Here is a 19,030-nt window from a genome sequence, read left to right as displayed (position 1 = left end):
CGGGGTGTTGAGCGCCCCCAAGCTTAACTTCGTTGCATGGGGCGGCGTTTTGCCTTTGGGTAGCCGAGCGGACAGATTGCGCCTATGGGCGCTTCCGGCGCATACCGCAGCGCAGCAGACGAAAGACCAACGAAGTGGCACAGACCTGGACTCCCGATAGCTGGAAATCGCATGAGGCGCGGCACCTGCCTGCCTATGAAGATGCCGCCGAACTGGCTGCTGCGGAAGCGACCCTGTCCAACTATCCGCCGCTGGTGTTCGCCGGGGAAGCGCGCGCACTGAAGGCCGATCTGGCGGATGTCGCCGCTGGCAAGGCGTTCCTGCTGCAGGGCGGGGACTGCGCGGAAAGCTTCGCCGAATTCCATCCCAACAACATCCGCGATACCTTCCGCGTGCTGCTGCAAATGGCGGTGGTGTTGACCTTCGCGGGCAAGCTGCCGGTGGTGAAGGTCGGGCGGATGGCGGGGCAGTTCGCCAAGCCGCGCAGTTCCGACACCGAAACGCAAGGCGGCGTGACCCTGCCGAGCTATTTCGGCGACAACGTCAACGGGATCGAATTTTCGCCCGAGACCCGCCGCAACGATCCGCAGCGCATGGTCCGCGCCTATTCGCAGGCCGCCGCCACGCTCAATCTGCTGCGCGCCTTTGCCGGCGGCGGCTATGCCAATCTGCGCCAGGTGCACCAATGGACGCTGGATTTCATGGGCCGCAGCCCGTGGGCGGACAAATTCGCCGAAGTGTCCAGCCGGATCGGCGAAGCGCTCGATTTCATGGAGGCTTGCGGGATCGACCCGCAGACCGTGCCGCAATTGCAGGGCACCAGTTTCTACACCAGTCACGAGGCGTTGCTGCTGCCCTACGAACAGGCGATGTCGCGGCAGGATTCGCTGACCGGGGACTGGTACGATACCAGCGCGCATATGGTGTGGATCGGCGACCGGACCCGCTTCGAAGGCAGCGCCCATGTGGAATTCGCGCGCGGCATCGGCAATCCGCTGGGCATGAAATGCGGACCGAGCATGGAGCCGGATGCGCTGGTGCGCCTGCTCGACACGTTGAACCCCGCGCGCGAGGCCGGGCGGATGACCCTGATCAGCCGTTTCGGACACGACAAGGTTGAAACTGGTCTGCCGCCGCTGGTCCGCGCGGTGGAACGCGAAGGGCACAAGGTAGTGTGGTCCTGCGACCCGATGCACGGCAACGTGGTAAAGGCTGACAGCGGCTACAAGACGCGGCCCTTCGACCGCATCCTCAGCGAGGTAAAGGGCTTCTTCGCGGTTCACCGGGCCGAGGGCACCCACGCGGGCGGCATCCATATCGAGATGACCGGGCAGGATGTGACCGAATGCACCGGCGGTGCGGTGGCGATCACCGATGCGCGGCTGGGTGACCGCTATCACACGCATTGCGATCCCCGGCTTAACGCGGCGCAATCGCTGGAGCTGGCGTTCCTGCTGGCGGAAATGCTCAATCTCGAAGTGGCGGAGCGGCAGGCCAACGCGGCCTGATCCACGCCTTTGGAACAAATCGGGTTCACGGGCTTTAAAAGATCGACTGTATGCGCCATAGCGAAGCCGCGATTGGTTTGACCCGGAGATAATTGATGCCCGAGGCCGCTGTCTCGAACACCGGGTCCGGAACACCCTCTGAACAGGCGGAGCTTTCGCAGCGCTTTCATGAAACGCGCGCGCTGACCCGGAATTTGATCGCGCCGCTGTCCGAAGCCGATGCAGTGCTGCAATCGATGGAGGACGCCAGCCCGGCGAAATGGCATCTGGCGCATACCAACTGGTTCTTCGAAACCTTCCTGCTGCGGGATCATGTTTCCGGCTACCGGCTGTTCGACGAGGACTGGCCGTTCCTGTTCAATTCCTATTACGAGGCCGAAGGCGAACGGATTGCGCGGTTTTCGCGCGGGATGCTGTCGCGGCCCGCCGTGGACCGGATTCTGGCGTGGCGCGCCCATGTCGACGAAGGGATGACCGCGTTGCTGGATAATCCCGATCTTGCCCCGCTCATCCGGCTGGGAATCGCGCATGAACAACAGCACCAGGAATTGCTGCTGACCGATATCAAGCACGCGCTGTTCCAGAACCCGCTCGGTCCGGCGATGTTCGAGGCGGCGGCAGCCAAGTGCGCGGTGCCGGTTCATCTTGAATGGCACGAACACCCCGGCGGTATTGCCATGATCGGTCACGATCCGGCGGCAGGCGGGCCGGCGGCAGGCGGGGATTTCGCGTTCGACAACGAAGGCCCGCGGCACCGGGTGTTGCTGGAACCCTTCGCGCTGGCGAATCGGCTGGTGACCAATCGCGAATGGGACGAATTCATCGAAGATGGCGGCTATCGCAAGGCAGCCCTGTGGCTGTCCGACGGTTGGGCCTGGGTGCAGGCCGAAGGTGTCACCGCGCCGCTCTATTGGCGCGGTGCCGACCATTTCACTCATGCCGGCTGGCAGCCCCGCGAACCGGATGCTCCCGTCACGCATATTTCCTATTACGAGGCGGATGCCTTCGCGACCTGGGCCGGCGCGCGCCTGCCGACCGAATTCGAGTGGGAAGTGGCCACGCAGGGTTCCGATCCGGCAGGCGGAAACCAGCTCGACAGCGCCGAAGCGCCGCTGCCGGGCGGGGGCAGGGAGCTGTTCGGCGATTGCTGGCAATTTACCCGCAGCGCCTATCTGCCCTATCCCCGTTTCCAGCCGGCGGCGGGCGCGGTCGGCGAATACAATGGCAAGTTCATGTCCGGCCAGTTCGTGCTCAAGGGTGCCAGTTGCGCCACCGCGCGGGGGCATTCACGGGCAACGTACCGTAATTTCTTCTATCCGCATCAGCGGTGGCAATTCACCGGCCTGCGGCTGGCGAAGGATATCGAATGACCAGCAACACCGGATTGCAACTCGTCGACCGGGACGAAGAGGGGGTGGACCGGGCGTTTCGTGCCGACGTGCTCGAAGGCCTGTCGGAAGCGCAGAAAGCCGTGCCTGCGCGCTGGCTGTACGACGATGCCGGATCGCAATTGTTCGAGGATATCACCCGGATTCCCGAATATTACCCCACCCGCGCGGAAACCGAGATCCTGGAACGCCGCGGGGAGGAATTTGCCCGGTTGATCGGGCCGGGCCGGGCGGTGGTCGAATTCGGATCGGGCAGTTCGGTCAAGACTCCGCTGCTGCTGCGCGCGATCGAACCGGCGGCCTATGTGCCGCTCGACATTTCAGGGGATTTCCTGCGCGCGGCGGCGGACGATCTGGCGATCAAATTTCCCCATTTGCCGGTTTATCCGGTGGAAGCCGATTTCATGCGCAAGGTCGCCTTGCCCGAAGGGGTGGCGGATATGCCGAAACTCGGGTTTTTCCCCGGATCGACGATCGGCAACATGGTTGCCCGCACGGCGGTCGATCTGCTGCGGACAATGCGGGAGACGCTTGGCGAAAGCGCACGATTGCTGATCGGGATGGACCTGATCAAGGACCAAAGCGTGCTGCAAGCCGCCTATGACGATGCCGCGGGGGTCACCGCGCAGTTCAATCGCAATCTTGCACGGCGGATCAACCGCGAATTGGGCGGGACGATTCCGGTGGACGATCTGCAGCATGAAGCGCGCTGGAACGACGATTTTGCACGGATCGAGATGCATCTGGTCGCGCAGAAGGACCTTGAGTTCGAAATTGCCGGGCGGGGTTTCACCATGGCCAAAGGCGAAACCATCCACACCGAGAACAGCCACAAGTTCGACCAGCGCAGTTCCGCCACCCTGCTGCTCGCCGGGGGGTGGACGCCGGTTCACCGCTGGACCGACGATGCGGGCCGGTTCTCTTTGATCCTGGCCGAAGCCAGTATCAAGCGGAGCGCGCCTTGAGCGGGGACCTGCAAATCGGGATCATTGGCGGGGGAATGGCGGGCCTTGCCTGCGCGACCGGGCTGGCCCAGCGCGGCATCGCCAGCACCGTGTTCGACAAGGGCCGCGGACCGGGCGGGCGGATGGCCACCCGGCGGATTTCTGTCGGAAACCGCGAGATCAGCTTCGACCACGGTGCGCAATATTTTACCGCGCGCCATCCCGCGTTTCTCGCGGTGTGCCGGACATGGCACGCCGAGGGGATCATTGCCCCATGGCCAGCGGCGGGCCGCGAAGCGTGGGTCGGGGTGCCGGGCATGAACGCTCCGCTGCGCCACATGGCCGCCGGGCTCGATGTCCGTTGGGGCACCCGGGTGGACAGCATTTCGCGCGCCGATGGCCAGTGGCGGGTTCATACCGCTGACCGAACGCACAATTCCGATCGTCTGGTTGCCGCAGTCCCGGCCGAACAGGCGGCCGTGCTGCTGGCGGACACCGAGACGGAGATTGCCCGGCGGGCCGCCGCCGTTTGCTCCGATCCCTGCTGGACGGTCATGGCCCTGTTCGGCGAACCAATCGACATCCCGGTGGACATCGTGCGGGATGACGGCGCGCCGATCCCCTGGGCCGCGCGCAACGGGGCCAAACCGGGGCGGGACGGGGCCGAAAGCTGGGTCATCCAGGGATCCCCGAGATACTCGAGCGAAGTTCTCGAGCGCACGCCGGAAGATATTTGCTCGATGATGCTGGCGCAATTCTTCGATCAGGTGGGGATTGCCCCGGTCGAGCCGGTGCATTGCACCGCGCATCGGTGGCGCTATGCGCGTGTGCCCTCGGTGGCGGAGCCGGTTACCGGGCAGGATCTGGGCGACATCGCCATCTGGAACGGCGAATTCGGTCTCGGCGCGGCGGGGGACTGGCTGGCCGGCCCGCGGGTGGAAAATGCGTTCCTGTCCGGCCGGGCGCTGGCGGAATGCATTGCGCAGGATGTATCCTCGCGGTCCATGGAACCGCAGGACTAGCGTTCCTATATTGCCGCCATGACCCTTGCCGAAATCTGGAACGCGCTGGCGGCCGTGATCGCCGAAATACCCCGGTCGGGCCTGCTGGTGGCGGTGATTGGCGCGCTTTTGGCCGGCTGGATCGGGGCGATGATGGTTCGCCGCCGGATACCTCTGGGGGGGCTGGTCAGCACCGCCAGCACCGTTGCGCTGGCAGCGATCCTGGTCACCGTGGTGCTGCAACTGTCGCGGTTCGATTCGCGGGTGGATTTCGCGATCCCCGAGATGGGTATGCCGCAGCAAGTGGTCGAAGGCGCGGAAACCCGAATCCCGATGGCGCCGGACGGGCATTTCTGGCTCAGCGCGCAAGTGAACGGCGTTCCGGTCGCCTTCATGGTGGACACCGGTGCCACCCTGACCGCTGTGTCGGGCCGGGTGGCCGACGCCGCCGGTCTGGAGCCGCGGCGGGGCGGGATTCCGATCCGGCTCAACACCGCGAACGGTTCCATTTCCGCGCAGATCACCTCGATCGACGAACTGCGGTTCGGCACCGTTACGGCGCGCGGGCTGGACGCGGTGACCGCGCCCAATCTGGGTGAGACCAATGTCATCGGCATGAACCTGCTGTCGCGCCTGAAATCCTGGCGGGTGGAGGACAACGTCCTGATCCTGGTGCCCAATAACCCGCAGCCCCCGGTGGATGCGGCCTCGGGCTCCTACTGAAAACCATCTCTTGCGGGCAGGCAGCGGCTGGTGCATCACGCAGCGCATGAAGAAACCCGCTACCCGGTCCGCCAAATTCGCCAGCTTCGCGCTGCTACTCTCGCTCGCGCTGGTGCTGTGGTTCGCCGTGGCGGCGTTCGGACCGAAGTTCGGGGTCATCCACTGGCAAACCGGGCTGATGACGATGACCTTCACCTGGGGGCTCTACCTGATCGGCCTGACCGCGCAGATCGCGGCGATCGCTCTGGTCTGGACACTGCTGAAGGCACCGCGCAGCGGATGGTTCAAGGCGGTAATCGCCCTGGCAATTCCCGCGGTGTTCTTCGCCCTTCTGGCCTCGACTAAGGCCACCGGCGAGCGGGTCCCGCCGATCTACGATATCACCACCAACACCGCCAATCCGCCGGCCTATTCGGAGGAGACCCTGGCTCTGCGGAGCTCGATCGAGGCCAATCCCCTGATCGATTTCCAGACCCCGCTGGGCGAAATGGAACGCTGGCAGGGTGAGCGCTTTGCCAAGGTTGAGGACCAGACTGCGGCGGAGCTGATCGCGGCGGGCTATCCCGAGCTCAACACGGTGTTGCTGCCCGTCAGTCCGGATGTCTCGGCGCAGCGGGTTGCCGATGCGATGACCGCGGCCGGATTCACAAATGTGCGCAGCGCCAACGGACGGGTGGAGGGCGTGGCCGAGACATTTCTCTACGGCTTCAAGGATGACGTGGTTGCCCGGATCACCCCGGTGGAGGGCGGCAGCGAAGTCGATTTCCGCTCCACTTCGCGGGTCGGCCTGAGTGACCTTGGCGCAAATGCGAAGCGGATCGGGAAACTGATCGAGGCAATCGAGGGCTAAGCCTTCGGATTGGCGATGCCGCGTTCCAGCAGCGAACGCGCGATTTCGGCAACCTCTGCGGGCGACCGGTCATCGGTCCAGACGCCGTAACGCAGCCCGAGAAAGACGTTCATCCCCATCATGGCCCAGGCGTGCGCCTCTTCCAGGTCCGGCCGCAGCTCGCCGCTCGCCATCCCCTTGGCCAGCCGCGCCTCGATCCGGCTGGCAGTGGTTTCGTAATGCGCGCGGTAGCTTTCGGGATCGACGAATTCCGCCTCGTCGATGATGCGGTAGATTTCCTTGTGCGTGCGGACGAATTCGAGGAATGCCTCCAGGGCGGTGCATTCCACGTCCAGCGGTGACAGGCCGGGGCCGATTGCCCCGCCGACCTGCGTCTTTACCCGCTCGCTCATGTCCCGCACCAGTGCGCGGAACACATCGTCCTTGGTGTCGAAATAGGTGTAGAAACTGCCCAGCGCGGTGCCGGCGCGGCGGGTTATCCCGCTGACCGAGGCTTCGTGGAAGCCGCGCTCGCCGAATTCGGCCTCTGCCGCATCGAGTAATTTGCGCATGGTTTGCGCCCCGCGCGCCGTGCGCGGCTGCTTTGCGGCGTTCTGCCCGGCTGCGTGTTTTTCCGCCCTCATTTCGCGGTGCGTAGTTTCCAAAAAGAAAATTTACAAGCAGAACTTGAAAGTTGGTTCAACATTCAATATTGCGCAAAAAAACGCACAGGGAGAACGAACCAATGGCTATCAACAAAACCTTCGCCTGCAGTCTTCTGGCCGGCGTCGCTGCGCTCGCGCTGGCCGATGGTCCGGCTCTTGCGCAGGATGCTGCGCCCGAAACCCAGTTCGATTCGGCTGCAGCCGATGATTCGGACGACCTGATCGTGGTTACCGCGCGCCGCCGCGAAGAACGGCTGCTGGATGTGCCGCTGTCGGTCACCTCGATTAGCGGCGAGTCACTGGCCAAGAGCGGCACGCTCGAAATCACCGAGATCGCGCAGGAAATGCCCAACGTGACACTCGAAGTCAGCCGCGGGACCAACACCACGCTCAGCGCCTTCATCCGCGGTGTCGGCCAGCAGGACCCGGTCGCCGGGTTCGAGGCGGGCGTCGGCCTCTATGTCGATGATGTCTATCTGAACCGGCCGCAGGCCGCCGTGCTCGATGTCTATGACGTGGAGCGGATCGAAGTTCTGCGCGGGCCGCAGGGTACGTTGTACGGTCGCAACACAATCGGCGGCGCGATCAAATATGTAACCGCTCGGCTGCCGGCTGAAACGCAGGTCAAGATTCGCGGCACCTATGGCTCGTACGACCAGGCCGACGTGGTCGTGACCGCTTCGACCCCGCTGACCGACAGTCTGCGCGTCGGTGCCAGCGGTGCGCGGCTGTCGCGCGGCGGGTTTGGCGACAATCTGACGCTCGGCACGGAAAATTACAACAAGGACGTGTGGGCCGCGCGCGGCACGGTCGAATTCGACAACGGTCCGCTGTTCGTTCGCCTGTCGGGCGATTACGTCAAGGACAACAGCGAAGCGCGCCAGGGCCACCGCCTGATCCCCAGCCTGTTCACCGGCGCCCCCGTGCTCGACAATGTCTTCGACACGCGGGCGGGCCTGAATGTGGTGGAACAGAGTGTCGAGGCGTACGGCGGCGCGCTGAACATTGCCCTGCAGGTCAGCGACACGATAACCCTTAAGAGCATCACCGGTTACCGCGAGGACAAATCCACCACGCCGATCGATTTCGACAGCCTTCCCGCTGCCGACCTCGACGTGCCGGCCATCTACAACAACGACCAGCTCAGCCAGGAATTGCAGCTGCTGTATGAAAGCGACAATCTGAACGGTGTGCTGGGTGCCTATTACCTCGACGCCAACGCCTTCACCGCGTTCGATGTGGCACTGTTTACCACCGGCACCCTGATCGGACTGCCCGGGCTGAATGCCCAGACGCTGGGCGATGTCGGCACCAAGACATGGTCGGTGTTCGGCGATTTCACCTATGATCTGACCGAACAATTCTCGGTTTCGGTCGGCGGCCGCTATACCAATGACAAGCGGACCTCGCGGATCCTGCGGACGACCTTTATCGGCGGATTTTCCGATCTGTTCGATGGCACCGGCGTGCCGATTGCGGTTACCTCCGACTTCCTCGGCAGCGAAACGTTCAAGGAATTCACGCCGCGCGCCTCGATCAGCTTCAAGCCGAACGAGAACCACAATTTCTACATTTCCTATTCACGGGGCTTCAAGGGCGGTGGTTTCGATCCGCGCGGCCAGTCCACCCAGGCGCCGGACCTCAACGGCAGCGGTGCGCGGGATGCGGAGGATATCTTCAATTTCCTCAGCTTCGATCCCGAAACCGTCGATTCCTATGAAGTGGGCTGGAAGGCCTCGCTGCTCGACAACCGGCTCAACATCAGCCTTGCCGCGTTCAAGGGCGATTACAGCGATGTCCAGATCCCCGGTTCGGTCGGGTTCGATTCCGATGGCGACGGGCAGAACGACAGTTTCGCCGGGATCACCAGCAATGCTGCCAGCGCGGATGTGAACGGGCTTGAATTCGAAGGCCGCGCGCTGGTCGGACGCGACTTCGCCGGGGCGGGTAGCCGGTTCAATGTGAACTGGTCGCTCGGCTATCTGGACGCCAAGTTCAACACCTTCATCGATGCGCTGGGCAACGATGTGGCCGATCAGCGGGTGTTCCAGAACACGCCGGAATTCACCGTCCACGCCGGGTTCGATCTGGGCCTGCCGGTTGCCGCCGGAATGGTCGATTTCCTCGGTTCGGTCAGCATGCGCAGCGACGCCAGCCAGTTCGAAGCGCCGAACGCGTTCCTCGATCAGGACGGCTTCGCGCTGGTCGATGCCAGCCTGGTCTATACCGACGATGCAGACCGGTTTTCGATCGGGGTCCACGGCAAGAACCTGTTCGACAAACGCTACATCGTGTCCGGCTACAATTTCGTATCCGGCGGCACGGGCGGCCAGCCCTTCCGCTCCACGCTGGGACTGGAGGGCACGCTGACCGGTTTCTACGGCGACCCGCGCAGGTTCTTCGTCACCGGCGAAGTGCGCTTCTAAAACGGCGCACAACGCGGCGCCGCTTGTGCGCCAAGCAGGTACAGGTTGGCGGGGGAATGCGCGATGCAATTCCCCCGCCATGCTGAGCGGGCGGCTCATGCCTGCTTGATAGAAAGGCTGCCTGCCCGGACACGACACCATTGCGGACATTCACAGCCAATACTCGCTTCGTCCCGGGATTACTTGTGTTTGCCTGCCTCACTGCGATACACTGCCGTGGTCCGAAAGGGGGCAATATCGTGCTCAAGCGTCTACTCATCCTTGCAATTCCGCTCCTCGTCGCAGCGTGCGTAACTGATCGCGATGCGAACACTCTCTCCGAAAGTGCAGCCGAGGGCAGGGCCTTTGCCCAAGCGAACTGCGCCAGCTGTCACGCGCTTGATGACGGTGTTTCACCCAATCCGAACGCCCCTAGCCTTCGGCGTGCGGCCCACCGCTTGCCGGAATGGGCGGTAGAGGCGTCGTTTGAGCGTGGAGTTCAGATCGGCCATTCGATGGAAATGCCAGTCTTCGTATTTGAAGATAACGATATCGCCAATCTGCTCGCCTATTTCGAGACGCTCAGAGAGCAGGATTGATTGGCTGCTAAGTCGAACAGACCGGAACGTCTCCTTTCAGGAGCGCACATTGGGATAGCGGACATCCTGGCGCGTCAAGCTTCGCCCTGATGGAGACATTCGGAGGGTCCAAGATAGTACTCAACGCGGACATCCAAAACCGCAGCGAGGTATATCTCGTTATTTGATGAGGAAGACCGAGCAGCTGGCCCTGCTCGCTAGGCGACCAGAATCTGGCTGGTGCAGGAAATGGGTGAGCTTCGACTTGTCAGCATTGAGCACGATCAAATCGGCGTCAACCTCCTCAGCCATGTCCAGAATGGACCCGGGTACCGAGCCCCACCGGCTCAGGGTCCGGCACCGGGCATCACCCGTGAGAAGCTTGAGTTGGTCGAGACCGATTGCCGCGCGAGATTCGAACCAACGGCGCGCTTCCCACGAGTAATCGGCATCCTTCACTGTTACCCAGTGCGGTGTGATGGTTGCCAATGTAAGCAACGCGTCGAATTCGCGCGCGAGTTTGCTGGCGATTTTGACCGCTCGCTCCGCCTCGGCTGGTTTGGTAAGCTTCACCGGCACCAGGATGCTGTCGAACATCGACTTTCTCCAAATTCCGCGGAAGAATTGTCTGGCATTATCCTGACACCTCCCATCAAAAACTCGCCGTTACATCGATGTAACCATACAGCGTGTCGCCAAACCCGTTTGAATTGGGGGCGGTTTCAAGAAATCGGCCATGGAACAGCGCAGCGGCACCGGTGTCGAGCCGTAAAGCCTTGGGAATGATCCAGTACCGCGCACGCGCTTCGATCTGGTGCCCGCCAAACTTGCCCGAGGCTCCGCTCGCATCACGCACCCCCGTGCTTGCGAAGCTGTCGGCAGCGCTATCCAGCCAGGCCGCGCGGTAGAACAGGAAGCCGTCCCAGCGCTTGGACGGTTTCACTTCAAGCCGAACGCCGGGCGAACTGATATTGTTGCGGCCAAGAGGACCATAGATTCCGGTCGGGCCGTAATCGAACCGGCGGGGGCCATAGAGACTGTCGAAACGCCCATAGCTGCCGCCGGGCTCATCGCCGGTGGCCAGGTCATATTCGAGCGCGATGCGCGGCTGCCACCCGCCGGCAAACTGGTATCCAAGCTCTGCATGAAGGAATTGGGCGGCAACATCCTGCTTGGGCGCGGCGGCTGCGCTGCTGGTGTTGATATCACCAAATTGATAGGCGTATTCAAATTCGAAATCCAGTTTGCCGGCCGCCGGATTTCGAAACAGCCGTGCTCCGGGTGTGTAAAGCGTGCGGTCACGGGTGGCGCGTATTGCGGTATCTTCCTCTTCCAGGGCGTAGAAATAGACCTCCAGATTCGTGGATCCTGTGATCTTCGGTTTGCTGAGGAATCCCCCCCAGAACACCAGTTCGTCACCCTCCCGGTCCCATTTCACCTTGTTGTCGAGAATCGAGTCCTTATCGCTCGGCAGGCGCTGTTGGGGATAGGTGTAGAAGAGCGTCAGCTGTTCCCCGCCGCTGCCCGCCAGTTCGAATTTCGCCCCGGTGAAGGCGTTGGTCGTGTTGCGAAAATTGTTGCGGCCGACCAGTCGGCGCGAACCGAGGTTGAGGGTGAACCGGCCCGCATCCAGTTTTGCCTCGGACCCCTCACCGAAAGCATCGCCGAAGTCCGCGCCGATATAGGCCTGGACAAGTTCGAGCGCATTCACTTCACCGGTTCCGACCGAACTGCCTGCATCCGCTGCGTAAACCCGCGAATCGATGATTTCCCCGCCAATCCGGATCGGACCGGTATCGTATTGCGCGAACAGACGGGTTTGCAGCGAGACGATGTCGTCATTCTCGTCGAGCCCTGGGCGGAACTGGTTCGCCAGTGCCTCGTAACGGACGCGGATACTGCCGGAGACTTCCAGGCCTTCCGGATCGCCGAGGGCCTCTTGCAAAGTCCACGGTTCGGATTTCGGTTTGTCCTGCGCGAGCGCGGGGTTGCCGAGTGCGGCAAGGGCCAATGCGCTGGCAGCGGTCAGATAGCGTGCGATCATCATGATTTCCTTTCCTGATCGCGACACCTCCGGTTGACCGGTCAGCATCGTCTTTGGTTCTTAGTCAGTGCTTTGGAGCGATCCGCTTCTTTTCGGTCACGTCGATCTGGACGATGCGGTCTTCGTGCATCGTGACCGTCACCGATCCGAATTGGAGGCCCAGCAAAGCATCGCGTATGGCAGCGAGGCCGTCTTCGACATGCCGGTGCTTGTCGGCAGGAGCTTTGGAGACCTGGCGGATTTCGGTCATCGGCGTGCCTCCTCATCCTCCCTGAACAGGCGCCCTCGGCCAATTCTCAGGCTTAGCCGCTGTCCGGCACGGGGCTGCGGACCATCCGCCGGCAAATCTACCTCGATCACCCGGGCAGCACCGCCGACGGTGCCTTCCACCCGCCAGTCCCCGCCCTTGCGATAGGCACTGGTGACGACCATCGGCAGGCTGCCGCTACCTTCGGCGCCCAGCGCCACATCATGCGGGCGGAAGTCCAGCCGTGCAGGGCCATCGGCTGCGCCATCAGGGTCTATATCGATCATGCGGTCATGCCAGCGGGTTTTCCCATCAACAACGGTTACCGCCAGGCTGTTGATGTCGCCCACAAACCCCGACACGAAGCCGCTTCGGGGCGCCATATAGACTTCTTCGGGCGTGCCGATCTGCTCGATCTTACCCTTGTCCATGACCACGACGCGGTCGGCGAGTTCAAGCGCTTCCTCCTGATCGTGGGTGACGAAGATCGAAGTAAGACCCATCTGCTCGTGAAGTTGGCGCAGCCATCGGCGCAACTCCTTGCGAACTTTCGCGTCGAGAGCGCCAAACGGTTCGTCGAGAAGTAGTAATTGCGGCTCGACGGCCAATGCGCGTGCGAGCGCGACGCGCTGGCGCTGGCCGCCCGAAAGCTGCGCCGGGTATCGTTCGCCCAGTCCTCCCAGCTGCACGAGGTCCAGCAATTCATGCGCGCGGGCGCGGATATCCGCCTTCAAGGGGCGCTGGCCGCGCCTCCGGACCGAAAGGCCGAAACCGACATTGTCGACGACACTCATATGCTTGAACAGCGCATAGTGTTGGAAGACAAACCCGACCTTGCGATCCGCAACCTTGAGGTCGGTGACATCCTCGCCATTGAAAGAAACACGGCCCTCGTCGGGGAAAGCCAGGCCGGCAATAATCCTCAGCAAGGTGGTCTTGCCCGATCCGGAGGGCCCGAGCAGCGCAAGGAACTCGCCATCCCTGACAGCAAGATCGATCCCGCTCAAGGCGGTGAAATTGCCAAAGTGCTTGGAGATATTATCGAGCGTGATCAATGTCCCGCACTCCCGTGGTTATAGCCGTAACGCCATTCGAGGATCGATTTGAGCACCAGCGTCAGCAGAGCAAGCAGCGCCAGAAGCGATGCGACTGCAAAGGCCGCGACAAAATTGTATTCGTTGTAGAGAATCTCGACATGCAGCGGCATCGTGTTGGTCAGCCCGCGCAAATGACCGGAAACCACCGAGACCGCCCCGAATTCGCCCATCGCCCGCGCGTTGCAGAGCAGGACACCGTACAGGAGGCCCCAGCGGATGTTGGGCAGTGTCACCCGCCAGAATGCCTGGAATCCACTCGCGCCCAGCGACAGCGCCGCTTCCTCGTCATCCCGGCCCTGCTCCTGCATCAGGGGGATCAGTTCACGCGCGACAAAGGGGAAGGTGACGAAGACAGTGGCCAGGACGATACCGGGAACCGCAAAGATGATCTGAATGTCATGTTCGCGCAGCCACGGGCCGAACCAGCCCTGCATCCCGAACATCAATACGTAAACCAGGCCCGCGACGACCGGCGAAACCGAAAACGGCAAGTCGATAAACGTCGTCAGGATGCTTTTGCCCGGGAAATCGAACTTGGCGATCGCCCAGGCGGCGGCGATCCCGAAGACGATGTTGAGCGGAACACTGATCGCGGCGACGAGCAGGGTGAGCTTGATCGCGGAAATCGCATCGGGTTGTACAAGCGCGGCGCCATATTCGCCAAAGCCCTTGGCCAACGCCTCGACGAACACCGTTATCAACGGCAGGAGCAAGAATACGGCAAGGAAACCCAATGCCAGTGTGAGCAGCAAGGGAGATCGGACTGGCCGTCGTTGATGGGTCGAACCTATCATGCGTCGACCTTTCTGCGGCTCCAGGCCTGCACAAGATTGATGAACAGCAGCATCGCGAAGGAAACCAGCAGCATGACCACCGCGATCGCGGTGGCTCCGGCGTAGTCATATTGCTCGAGCTGGGTGACGATCAGAAGCGGAGCGATTTCGGATTTAAACGGCATGTTGCCGGCTATGAAGATGACCGAACCGTATTCGCCGACCCCGCGGGCAAGTGCGAGAGCAAAGCCGGTCAGCAAAGCAGGCAGCACGGCGGGCAAAATCACCCGGGCGAAGACCTGCCACGGCGTCGCGCCAAGCGACAGCGCCGCTTCCTCGACCTCGCTGGATAGGTCGGCGAGCACCGGCTCAACGGACCGAACGATGAACGGCAAGCCAATGAAGATGAGTGCTATCGTGATCCCGATCGGATTATATGCGACCTGGATACCAAGTGGTTCGAGGAACTGCCCAATCCAGCCATTTCCCGCATAGATCGCCGTCAGCGCAATACCCGCAACCGCAGTAGGCAAGGCGAACGGCAGGTCGATCAGTGCGTCGAATATCCGTTTACCCGGAAAATCGTATCGCACGAACACCCAGGCCACGATCATCCCGAAGACCGCGTTGATCAGGGCGGCCGCCAGGGCTGTTCCGAAGCTGACCTTGTAAGCGGCCATGGCGCGATCGGAAAAGCCGACTTCGACGAATTCGGCGAAGCCCATTCCAGCAGCACGAATGAACACGGTGCTGAGCGGGATGAGCACGATTAGGGAAAGCCAGGCGAGCGTAAAACCCATCGTCAGGCCGAAGCCCGGAATGATCGACTTGCGCCGCCAGGTTCGCGGTGCGGCAGCCCCCAGCGGGGCTTCGATGATCAATGGCTGGTGCATCTGCAGTGGTCTGCTCAACGCTTGCGCTAACGCGCGCTAGCGCTTGGTCTCGGTGAAGATCTTGTCGAAGACGCCGCCATCATTGAAGAAGCGTTTCTGCGCCGCCTGCCAACCGCCGAATGCACCATCGACAGTCACGAGGTTTACTTCCGGGAAGCTCGATGCGTACTTTGCCTTCGCCGCATCCGCGGTTGGCCGATAGAAGTTCTTGCCGATCACGTCCTGCGCTTCGGGGGTATAGAGAAAGTTCAGATAGGCGCTTGCGACATTTGCGGTTCCATGACGCCCGGCGTTTCCGTCGAGCACCGTCACCGGCGGTTCGGCAAGGATCGAAATCGACGGAACGACGATGTCGAACTTGTCTTCCCCGAGTTCCTTCTGTGCGAGGAACGCCTCGTTTTCCCATGCTAGCAAGACATCACCGATACCGCGCTCGGCAAACGTCGTGGTCGAACCGCGGGCACCGCTGTCGAGAACAGGAACGTTGGCGAAGAGCTTTCGAACGAAGTCCTCGGCTGCTGCGTCCGACCCGTATTTATCCTTTGCGAATGCCCAGGCGGCGAGGAAATTCCAACGCGCCCCGCCGCTCGTTTTCGGGTTTGGCGTAATGACACCGACACCTGATTTGACGAGATCATCCCAGTCTCGAATATTCTTCGGATTGCCGTCGCGGACGAGAAATACAATCGTCGAAGTGTAGGGTGAGCTGTTGTTGGGCAAACGCTTTTGCCACCCCTCGCTCAGCGCGTTGGTCTTGGCGGCGATCTCGTCAATGTCATACGCGAGTGCGAGAGTGACAACATCAGCATCGAGCCCGTCGATCACGGCGCGCGCCTGTTTGCCTGCACCGCCGTGGCTCATGTTGATTGTTACGTCCTGTCCGGTCTTGGCTTTCCAGTCGGCTGCGAAGAGCGGATTGATCTCCTCGTACAGTTCGCGGGTCGGATCGTAGGATACGTTGAGCAGCTCTACGGCGTCGGCAGCGCCGCCTGCATCGGAGCCCGGTGCCTGCGAACAGGCGGCGAGCAGCAAAGCGGTTGTTCCGAGCAATACGCCAATCGCGCCGCGCCGAGATTTCAGTCCGAAAGCCATTCGATATTCTCCCCGTCGAAGCCGCGCCGCAGCGCTAGCGAATCAATTACCCTTTAAGCCTATCGGACTAATAGGGAATAGCAATAGGGAATTTTGGACTAGCTGGCCCGACGGTCTTCCCGGTGCCATGGTGCGTTGTAAGGCGTGTCGGAGAGTGCATCGCCGATGGTGCGTGTGTCGAGCACTGCGCGGCTGGCATCATAGGCACGGCCGAACTCGCGCCGAATCTCGCATTGCGCTTCGCTGACGCAGTCTTCACAGCGACGGTAGGCCTGCCGGGACAGGCAAGGCAGCGGTGCCAGCGGACCTTCGAAAATGCGCAGGACTTCGCCGAAACTTACGGTATCGGAAGGGCGAAGCATGACATAACCCCCGCTCTTCCCACGCTTGCTGTCAAGTATCCCGGCCTTACGCAGATCAAGCAGGATCTGCTCGAGAAATTTGTGGGGGATGTTGTAGCGGCGGGCGATTTCGGCACTTGTTACTGCTTCGCCTTCCGGCGTGGCCGCAATCGCCAGCAAGGCACGGAAGGCATAACGGGCCTTGTTCGAAATCATTTCTTTTTCCCTATGTTGTGAATAGGCATTACATCAGATGAACTGTCGATTCAACGGTCACATGGCTAGCAATAAGGCAAAGACCACCGCAGCGACGACTAGGCAGACCAGCGTCAAAGGAACCCCGAGCCGTGGAAAGTCGCTGAACCGATAGCCCCCTGCTCCCATGACCACGGCGTTGTTGTGGTGGCCAAACGGCGTCAGAAAGTCGAGTGAAGCACCAATCGCAACCGCGATCAGAAGCGGCTCGACCGGGGTTCCCGTTCGCGTGGCAAGCCCAGCGGCAATCGGGCTCAGCACCACGGCGGTTGAAACGTTGTCCACGAAAGGTGTGATCGCCACAGCCATTGCAAGAACGGCGAGCACGACCACCAATGGCTCGCCAAAGGGGAGAAGGTCCGCAAGATGGTCCGCGATCACCCGCGCCGCGCCGGTCTCTTCAACCGCAAGGCCCAAGGGTATCATGCAGGCGAGCAGTATTACGATGCCCCAATTTACATCGGCAAGTGCGGTCCGAAGATTGAGAATGCCCGTCATGGCCAAAGCCAGGACGACCGCTCCGAAAGCGACCTCGACGGGTAACAGCCCGAATGCCGTGACGAGTACCCCGATCGCGAAAAGACCGACGCCGGCAAGCGCATTTTTCTGCCGACGCATCAAACGTCTTGGCGATAGTGCCAGCAGCCCGCACTCTCCGGCAAGCTGACGAATAGCCTCGCGTGCGCCTGTCAGGACAATAACATCGCCCATGGATAGCGGCAGATCGGCAAACCGCCCCTCGATTCGGCCCCGGCGACTGGCCAAGGCAGCGACGCGGACCGACGGCCCTGACAAGGCCTCGAGATCTTCGACCCGCGAGCCAAGCAATAGACTGTCCGGCATGACGATGAGCTCGACTGTTTCCTCGTCGGAATGGTGGTACGGCGGTTCGATCTCACCATCGCCTTCCAACTCCTCCAGCAGGCTGATAGCGCCTTCGACCATGAGTATGTCGCCCGCTGAAAGGACGATATCCTGCCGGCGAGCGAAGACATGGGCCCCGTGCCGAACGACTCCGTGAATGCGAAGTGCGCTCTTTAGTTCGAATTCTGCAATATGCAGGCCAACGAATCGGGAACTGCTGGCTAGCATACGCTCTGCCAGAAAATCGGATGGACCTGCGTCACTTGGCGATCCATCACTTGCTGCGAAACGGGTGAATATGCGCGGCGTGACCAGAACGAGGCAAAGAATTCCGAAGACGGCAAGCGGCCCGCCGACCTGTGCCAGTTCGAAATACCCCAGGTTGCGGCCCGTCTCCGCAGCCATCCATTCATTGACGACCAGATTGGCCGGCGTCCCGGTCAGCGAACACATCCCGCCAAGCAACGTAGCGAAGGATAGGGGCATCAGGACGCGAGCCGGAGCTATGCCCGCCCTGGCGCAGAGCGAGATCGCTATAGGAAACATCAGGGCGAGCGCGCCGATGTTGTTCATGAAGACCGAAATCACTGCCCCAGCCACGCACAGGAAAAGGATAACCGCGGTCTCGCTTTTGAGCCTGGCGGTCAATCGCCGGGATATGCCGTCGAGCGATCGCGCATTGGCAAGCGCGGCAACGACCAGCAGTATTTCGACGACGGTGATGACTGCGGGGCTGGCGAACCCCGCGAACACCGAAGTGCCGGGAACGACGCCGATAACGAATGCCGCGGCAAGGCCGCTCATGGCGACGACTTCCACCCGGAACCGTTCGCTTGCGTAAACAACCAGCATGGTTCCAAGGATCAACATGATTGCCGCCTGATCAAACGACATTCGGCGTGCTCTCAATGCGGTTGCGAGTGGTCAATTCCATTTTCATCCCATAAAGCCCAGCGCTCGACTAGGGCAATCACCCTCTCGCGGAAAGAGTACGCATGGACATCCAGCTTTTCGTCATATGCTTCCTGACCTTCGGCATACATCTAATTGGTGCACTCGCATATTCGGCGCGCATTGCAGGCGTCAGGACCCGCCGTATCGCGATGTCCTTCGCTCTGTTTAATGTTCTGGTGCTGGTTTCGCGTCTCTCCAACAGTTTCCTGGGACCGTTCCTTGCCAAACGTATCGAGAATGCGTTGGCAGCGGGAACGGGGAGTCACCTGCTGGGCGATTTCCGGTTGATCCTGTTTTCGGCAACCGCCGCCGCGATTGTCGGGGCAATCATGGTGCCCACCGTGCAGCGCTGGTTTTGCAGCGCGATAGGGCATTTTCAGGACCACCGCTCGATCGCCCGCTTATTGCTGCACGCGTTCTCCCGTGGGG

At 61.7% G+C, this 19,030-nt stretch carries 19 protein-coding genes; 9 read left to right on the top strand and 10 right to left on the bottom strand.

Translation table 11 applies throughout. The annotated features are described in order from the left end of the window. Positions 1-134 precede the first annotated feature (134 nt). The 6 genes from U0988_RS08625 (at position 135) to U0988_RS08600 (ending at position 6,414) form a co-directional block, all read left to right on the top strand. Entirely contained in the window at positions 135-1,508 is a 1,374-nt protein-coding gene (locus tag U0988_RS08625; RefSeq protein WP_322292216.1) for a class II 3-deoxy-7-phosphoheptulonate synthase, read from the top strand. Between the two features lie 95 nt (positions 1,509-1,603). After that, positions 1,604-2,878 (top strand): ergothioneine biosynthesis protein EgtB, encoded by a 1,275-nt coding sequence (egtB, locus tag U0988_RS08620; protein ID WP_322292215.1) that lies wholly within the window; start codon positions 1,604-1,606, stop codon positions 2,876-2,878. Further along, the gene (gene egtD, locus U0988_RS08615) at positions 2,875-3,861 is read left to right on the top strand and encodes an L-histidine N(alpha)-methyltransferase (protein ID WP_322292214.1); all 987 of its coding nucleotides are present in this window, start codon (positions 2,875-2,877) and stop codon (positions 3,859-3,861) included. Before egtB ends, egtD begins: the two co-directional genes overlap by 4 nt. Continuing rightward, positions 3,858-4,862, top strand: coding sequence for an NAD(P)/FAD-dependent oxidoreductase (locus tag U0988_RS08610; RefSeq protein ID WP_322292213.1), 1,005 nt, complete (start codon positions 3,858-3,860; stop codon positions 4,860-4,862). Before egtD ends, U0988_RS08610 begins: the two co-directional genes overlap by 4 nt. An 18-nt stretch (positions 4,863-4,880) precedes the next feature. After that, positions 4,881-5,564: a retropepsin-like aspartic protease family protein gene (locus U0988_RS08605; protein WP_322292212.1), complete on the top strand. Its 684-nt coding sequence runs from the start codon at positions 4,881-4,883 to the stop codon at positions 5,562-5,564. 46 nt (positions 5,565-5,610) lie between these two features. After that, the gene (locus U0988_RS08600) at positions 5,611-6,414 is read left to right on the top strand and encodes a DUF1499 domain-containing protein (RefSeq protein ID WP_322292211.1); all 804 of its coding nucleotides are present in this window, start codon (positions 5,611-5,613) and stop codon (positions 6,412-6,414) included. On the opposite strand, the gene U0988_RS08595 is transcribed toward U0988_RS08600, so the two are convergent. Next, complete coding sequence (locus tag U0988_RS08595; protein ID WP_322292210.1) at positions 6,411-7,037, bottom strand: TetR/AcrR family transcriptional regulator; 627 nt, start codon at positions 7,035-7,037, stop codon at positions 6,411-6,413. The genes U0988_RS08600 and U0988_RS08595 overlap by 4 nt on opposite strands. A gap of 101 nt (positions 7,038-7,138) precedes the next feature. On the opposite strand from U0988_RS08595, the gene U0988_RS08590 reads away from it, so the two are divergent. Together U0988_RS08590 and U0988_RS08585 are read left to right on the top strand one after the other, a co-directional pair. After that, positions 7,139-9,484, top strand: coding sequence for a TonB-dependent receptor (locus U0988_RS08590; protein ID WP_322292209.1), 2,346 nt, complete (start codon positions 7,139-7,141; stop codon positions 9,482-9,484). Between the two features lie 239 nt (positions 9,485-9,723). Beyond that, positions 9,724-10,062 carry a cytochrome c gene (locus U0988_RS08585; protein ID WP_322292208.1) on the top strand — a complete coding sequence of 113 codons (339 nt, stop codon included), beginning with the start codon at positions 9,724-9,726 and terminating at the stop codon, positions 10,060-10,062. A 159-nt stretch (positions 10,063-10,221) separates the two neighbouring features. Here the strand turns inward: U0988_RS08585 and U0988_RS08580 are convergent, their stop codons facing one another. From U0988_RS08580 to U0988_RS08540, 9 genes are all read right to left on the bottom strand, one after another. Then, positions 10,222-10,638: a universal stress protein gene (locus U0988_RS08580; protein ID WP_322292207.1), complete on the bottom strand. Its 417-nt coding sequence runs from the start codon at positions 10,636-10,638 to the stop codon at positions 10,222-10,224. Positions 10,639-10,693: 55 nt separating this feature from the next. Then, positions 10,694-12,088 (bottom strand): alginate export family protein, encoded by a 1,395-nt coding sequence (locus U0988_RS08575; RefSeq protein ID WP_322292206.1) that lies wholly within the window; start codon positions 12,086-12,088, stop codon positions 10,694-10,696. Positions 12,089-12,149: 61 nt separating this feature from the next. Continuing rightward, the gene (locus U0988_RS08570; RefSeq protein WP_322292205.1) at positions 12,150-12,335 is read right to left on the bottom strand and encodes a YezD family protein; all 186 of its coding nucleotides are present in this window, start codon (positions 12,333-12,335) and stop codon (positions 12,150-12,152) included. Further along, entirely contained in the window at positions 12,332-13,387 is a 1,056-nt protein-coding gene (locus U0988_RS08565) for a sulfate/molybdate ABC transporter ATP-binding protein (protein ID WP_322292204.1), read from the bottom strand. The genes U0988_RS08570 and U0988_RS08565 overlap by 4 nt, the downstream gene beginning before the upstream one ends. After that, complete coding sequence (cysW, locus tag U0988_RS08560) at positions 13,384-14,223, bottom strand: sulfate ABC transporter permease subunit CysW (protein WP_322292203.1); 840 nt, start codon at positions 14,221-14,223, stop codon at positions 13,384-13,386. The genes U0988_RS08565 and cysW overlap by 4 nt, the downstream gene beginning before the upstream one ends. After that, entirely contained in the window at positions 14,220-15,113 is an 894-nt protein-coding gene (gene cysT / locus U0988_RS08555; protein WP_322292202.1) for a sulfate ABC transporter permease subunit CysT, read from the bottom strand. Before cysT ends, cysW begins: the two co-directional genes overlap by 4 nt. An 18-nt stretch (positions 15,114-15,131) precedes the next feature. Continuing rightward, positions 15,132-16,187: a sulfate ABC transporter substrate-binding protein gene (locus U0988_RS08550; RefSeq protein WP_322292201.1), complete on the bottom strand. Its 1,056-nt coding sequence runs from the start codon at positions 16,185-16,187 to the stop codon at positions 15,132-15,134. A 98-nt stretch (positions 16,188-16,285) separates the two neighbouring features. Continuing rightward, positions 16,286-16,744: an Rrf2 family transcriptional regulator gene (locus U0988_RS08545; RefSeq protein WP_322292200.1), complete on the bottom strand. Its 459-nt coding sequence runs from the start codon at positions 16,742-16,744 to the stop codon at positions 16,286-16,288. 57 nt (positions 16,745-16,801) lie between these two features. Further along, positions 16,802-18,541, bottom strand: a complete 1,740-nt coding sequence (locus U0988_RS08540) for an SLC13 family permease (protein WP_322292199.1) — start codon at positions 18,539-18,541, stop codon at positions 16,802-16,804. Between the two features lie 101 nt (positions 18,542-18,642). On the opposite strand from U0988_RS08540, the gene U0988_RS08535 reads away from it, so the two are divergent. Further along, the coding region (locus U0988_RS08535) for a lipid II flippase family protein (protein WP_322292198.1) at positions 18,643-19,030 on the top strand (388 nt) is incomplete at its 3' end.

This window comes from Allopontixanthobacter sp. (genome assembly GCF_034376665.1).
Classification (GTDB): Bacteria; Pseudomonadota; Alphaproteobacteria; order Sphingomonadales; family Sphingomonadaceae; genus Allopontixanthobacter.
Note: the sequence above shows the minus strand (reverse complement) of the source record. Positions and strands in the feature narration are given on the sequence as shown.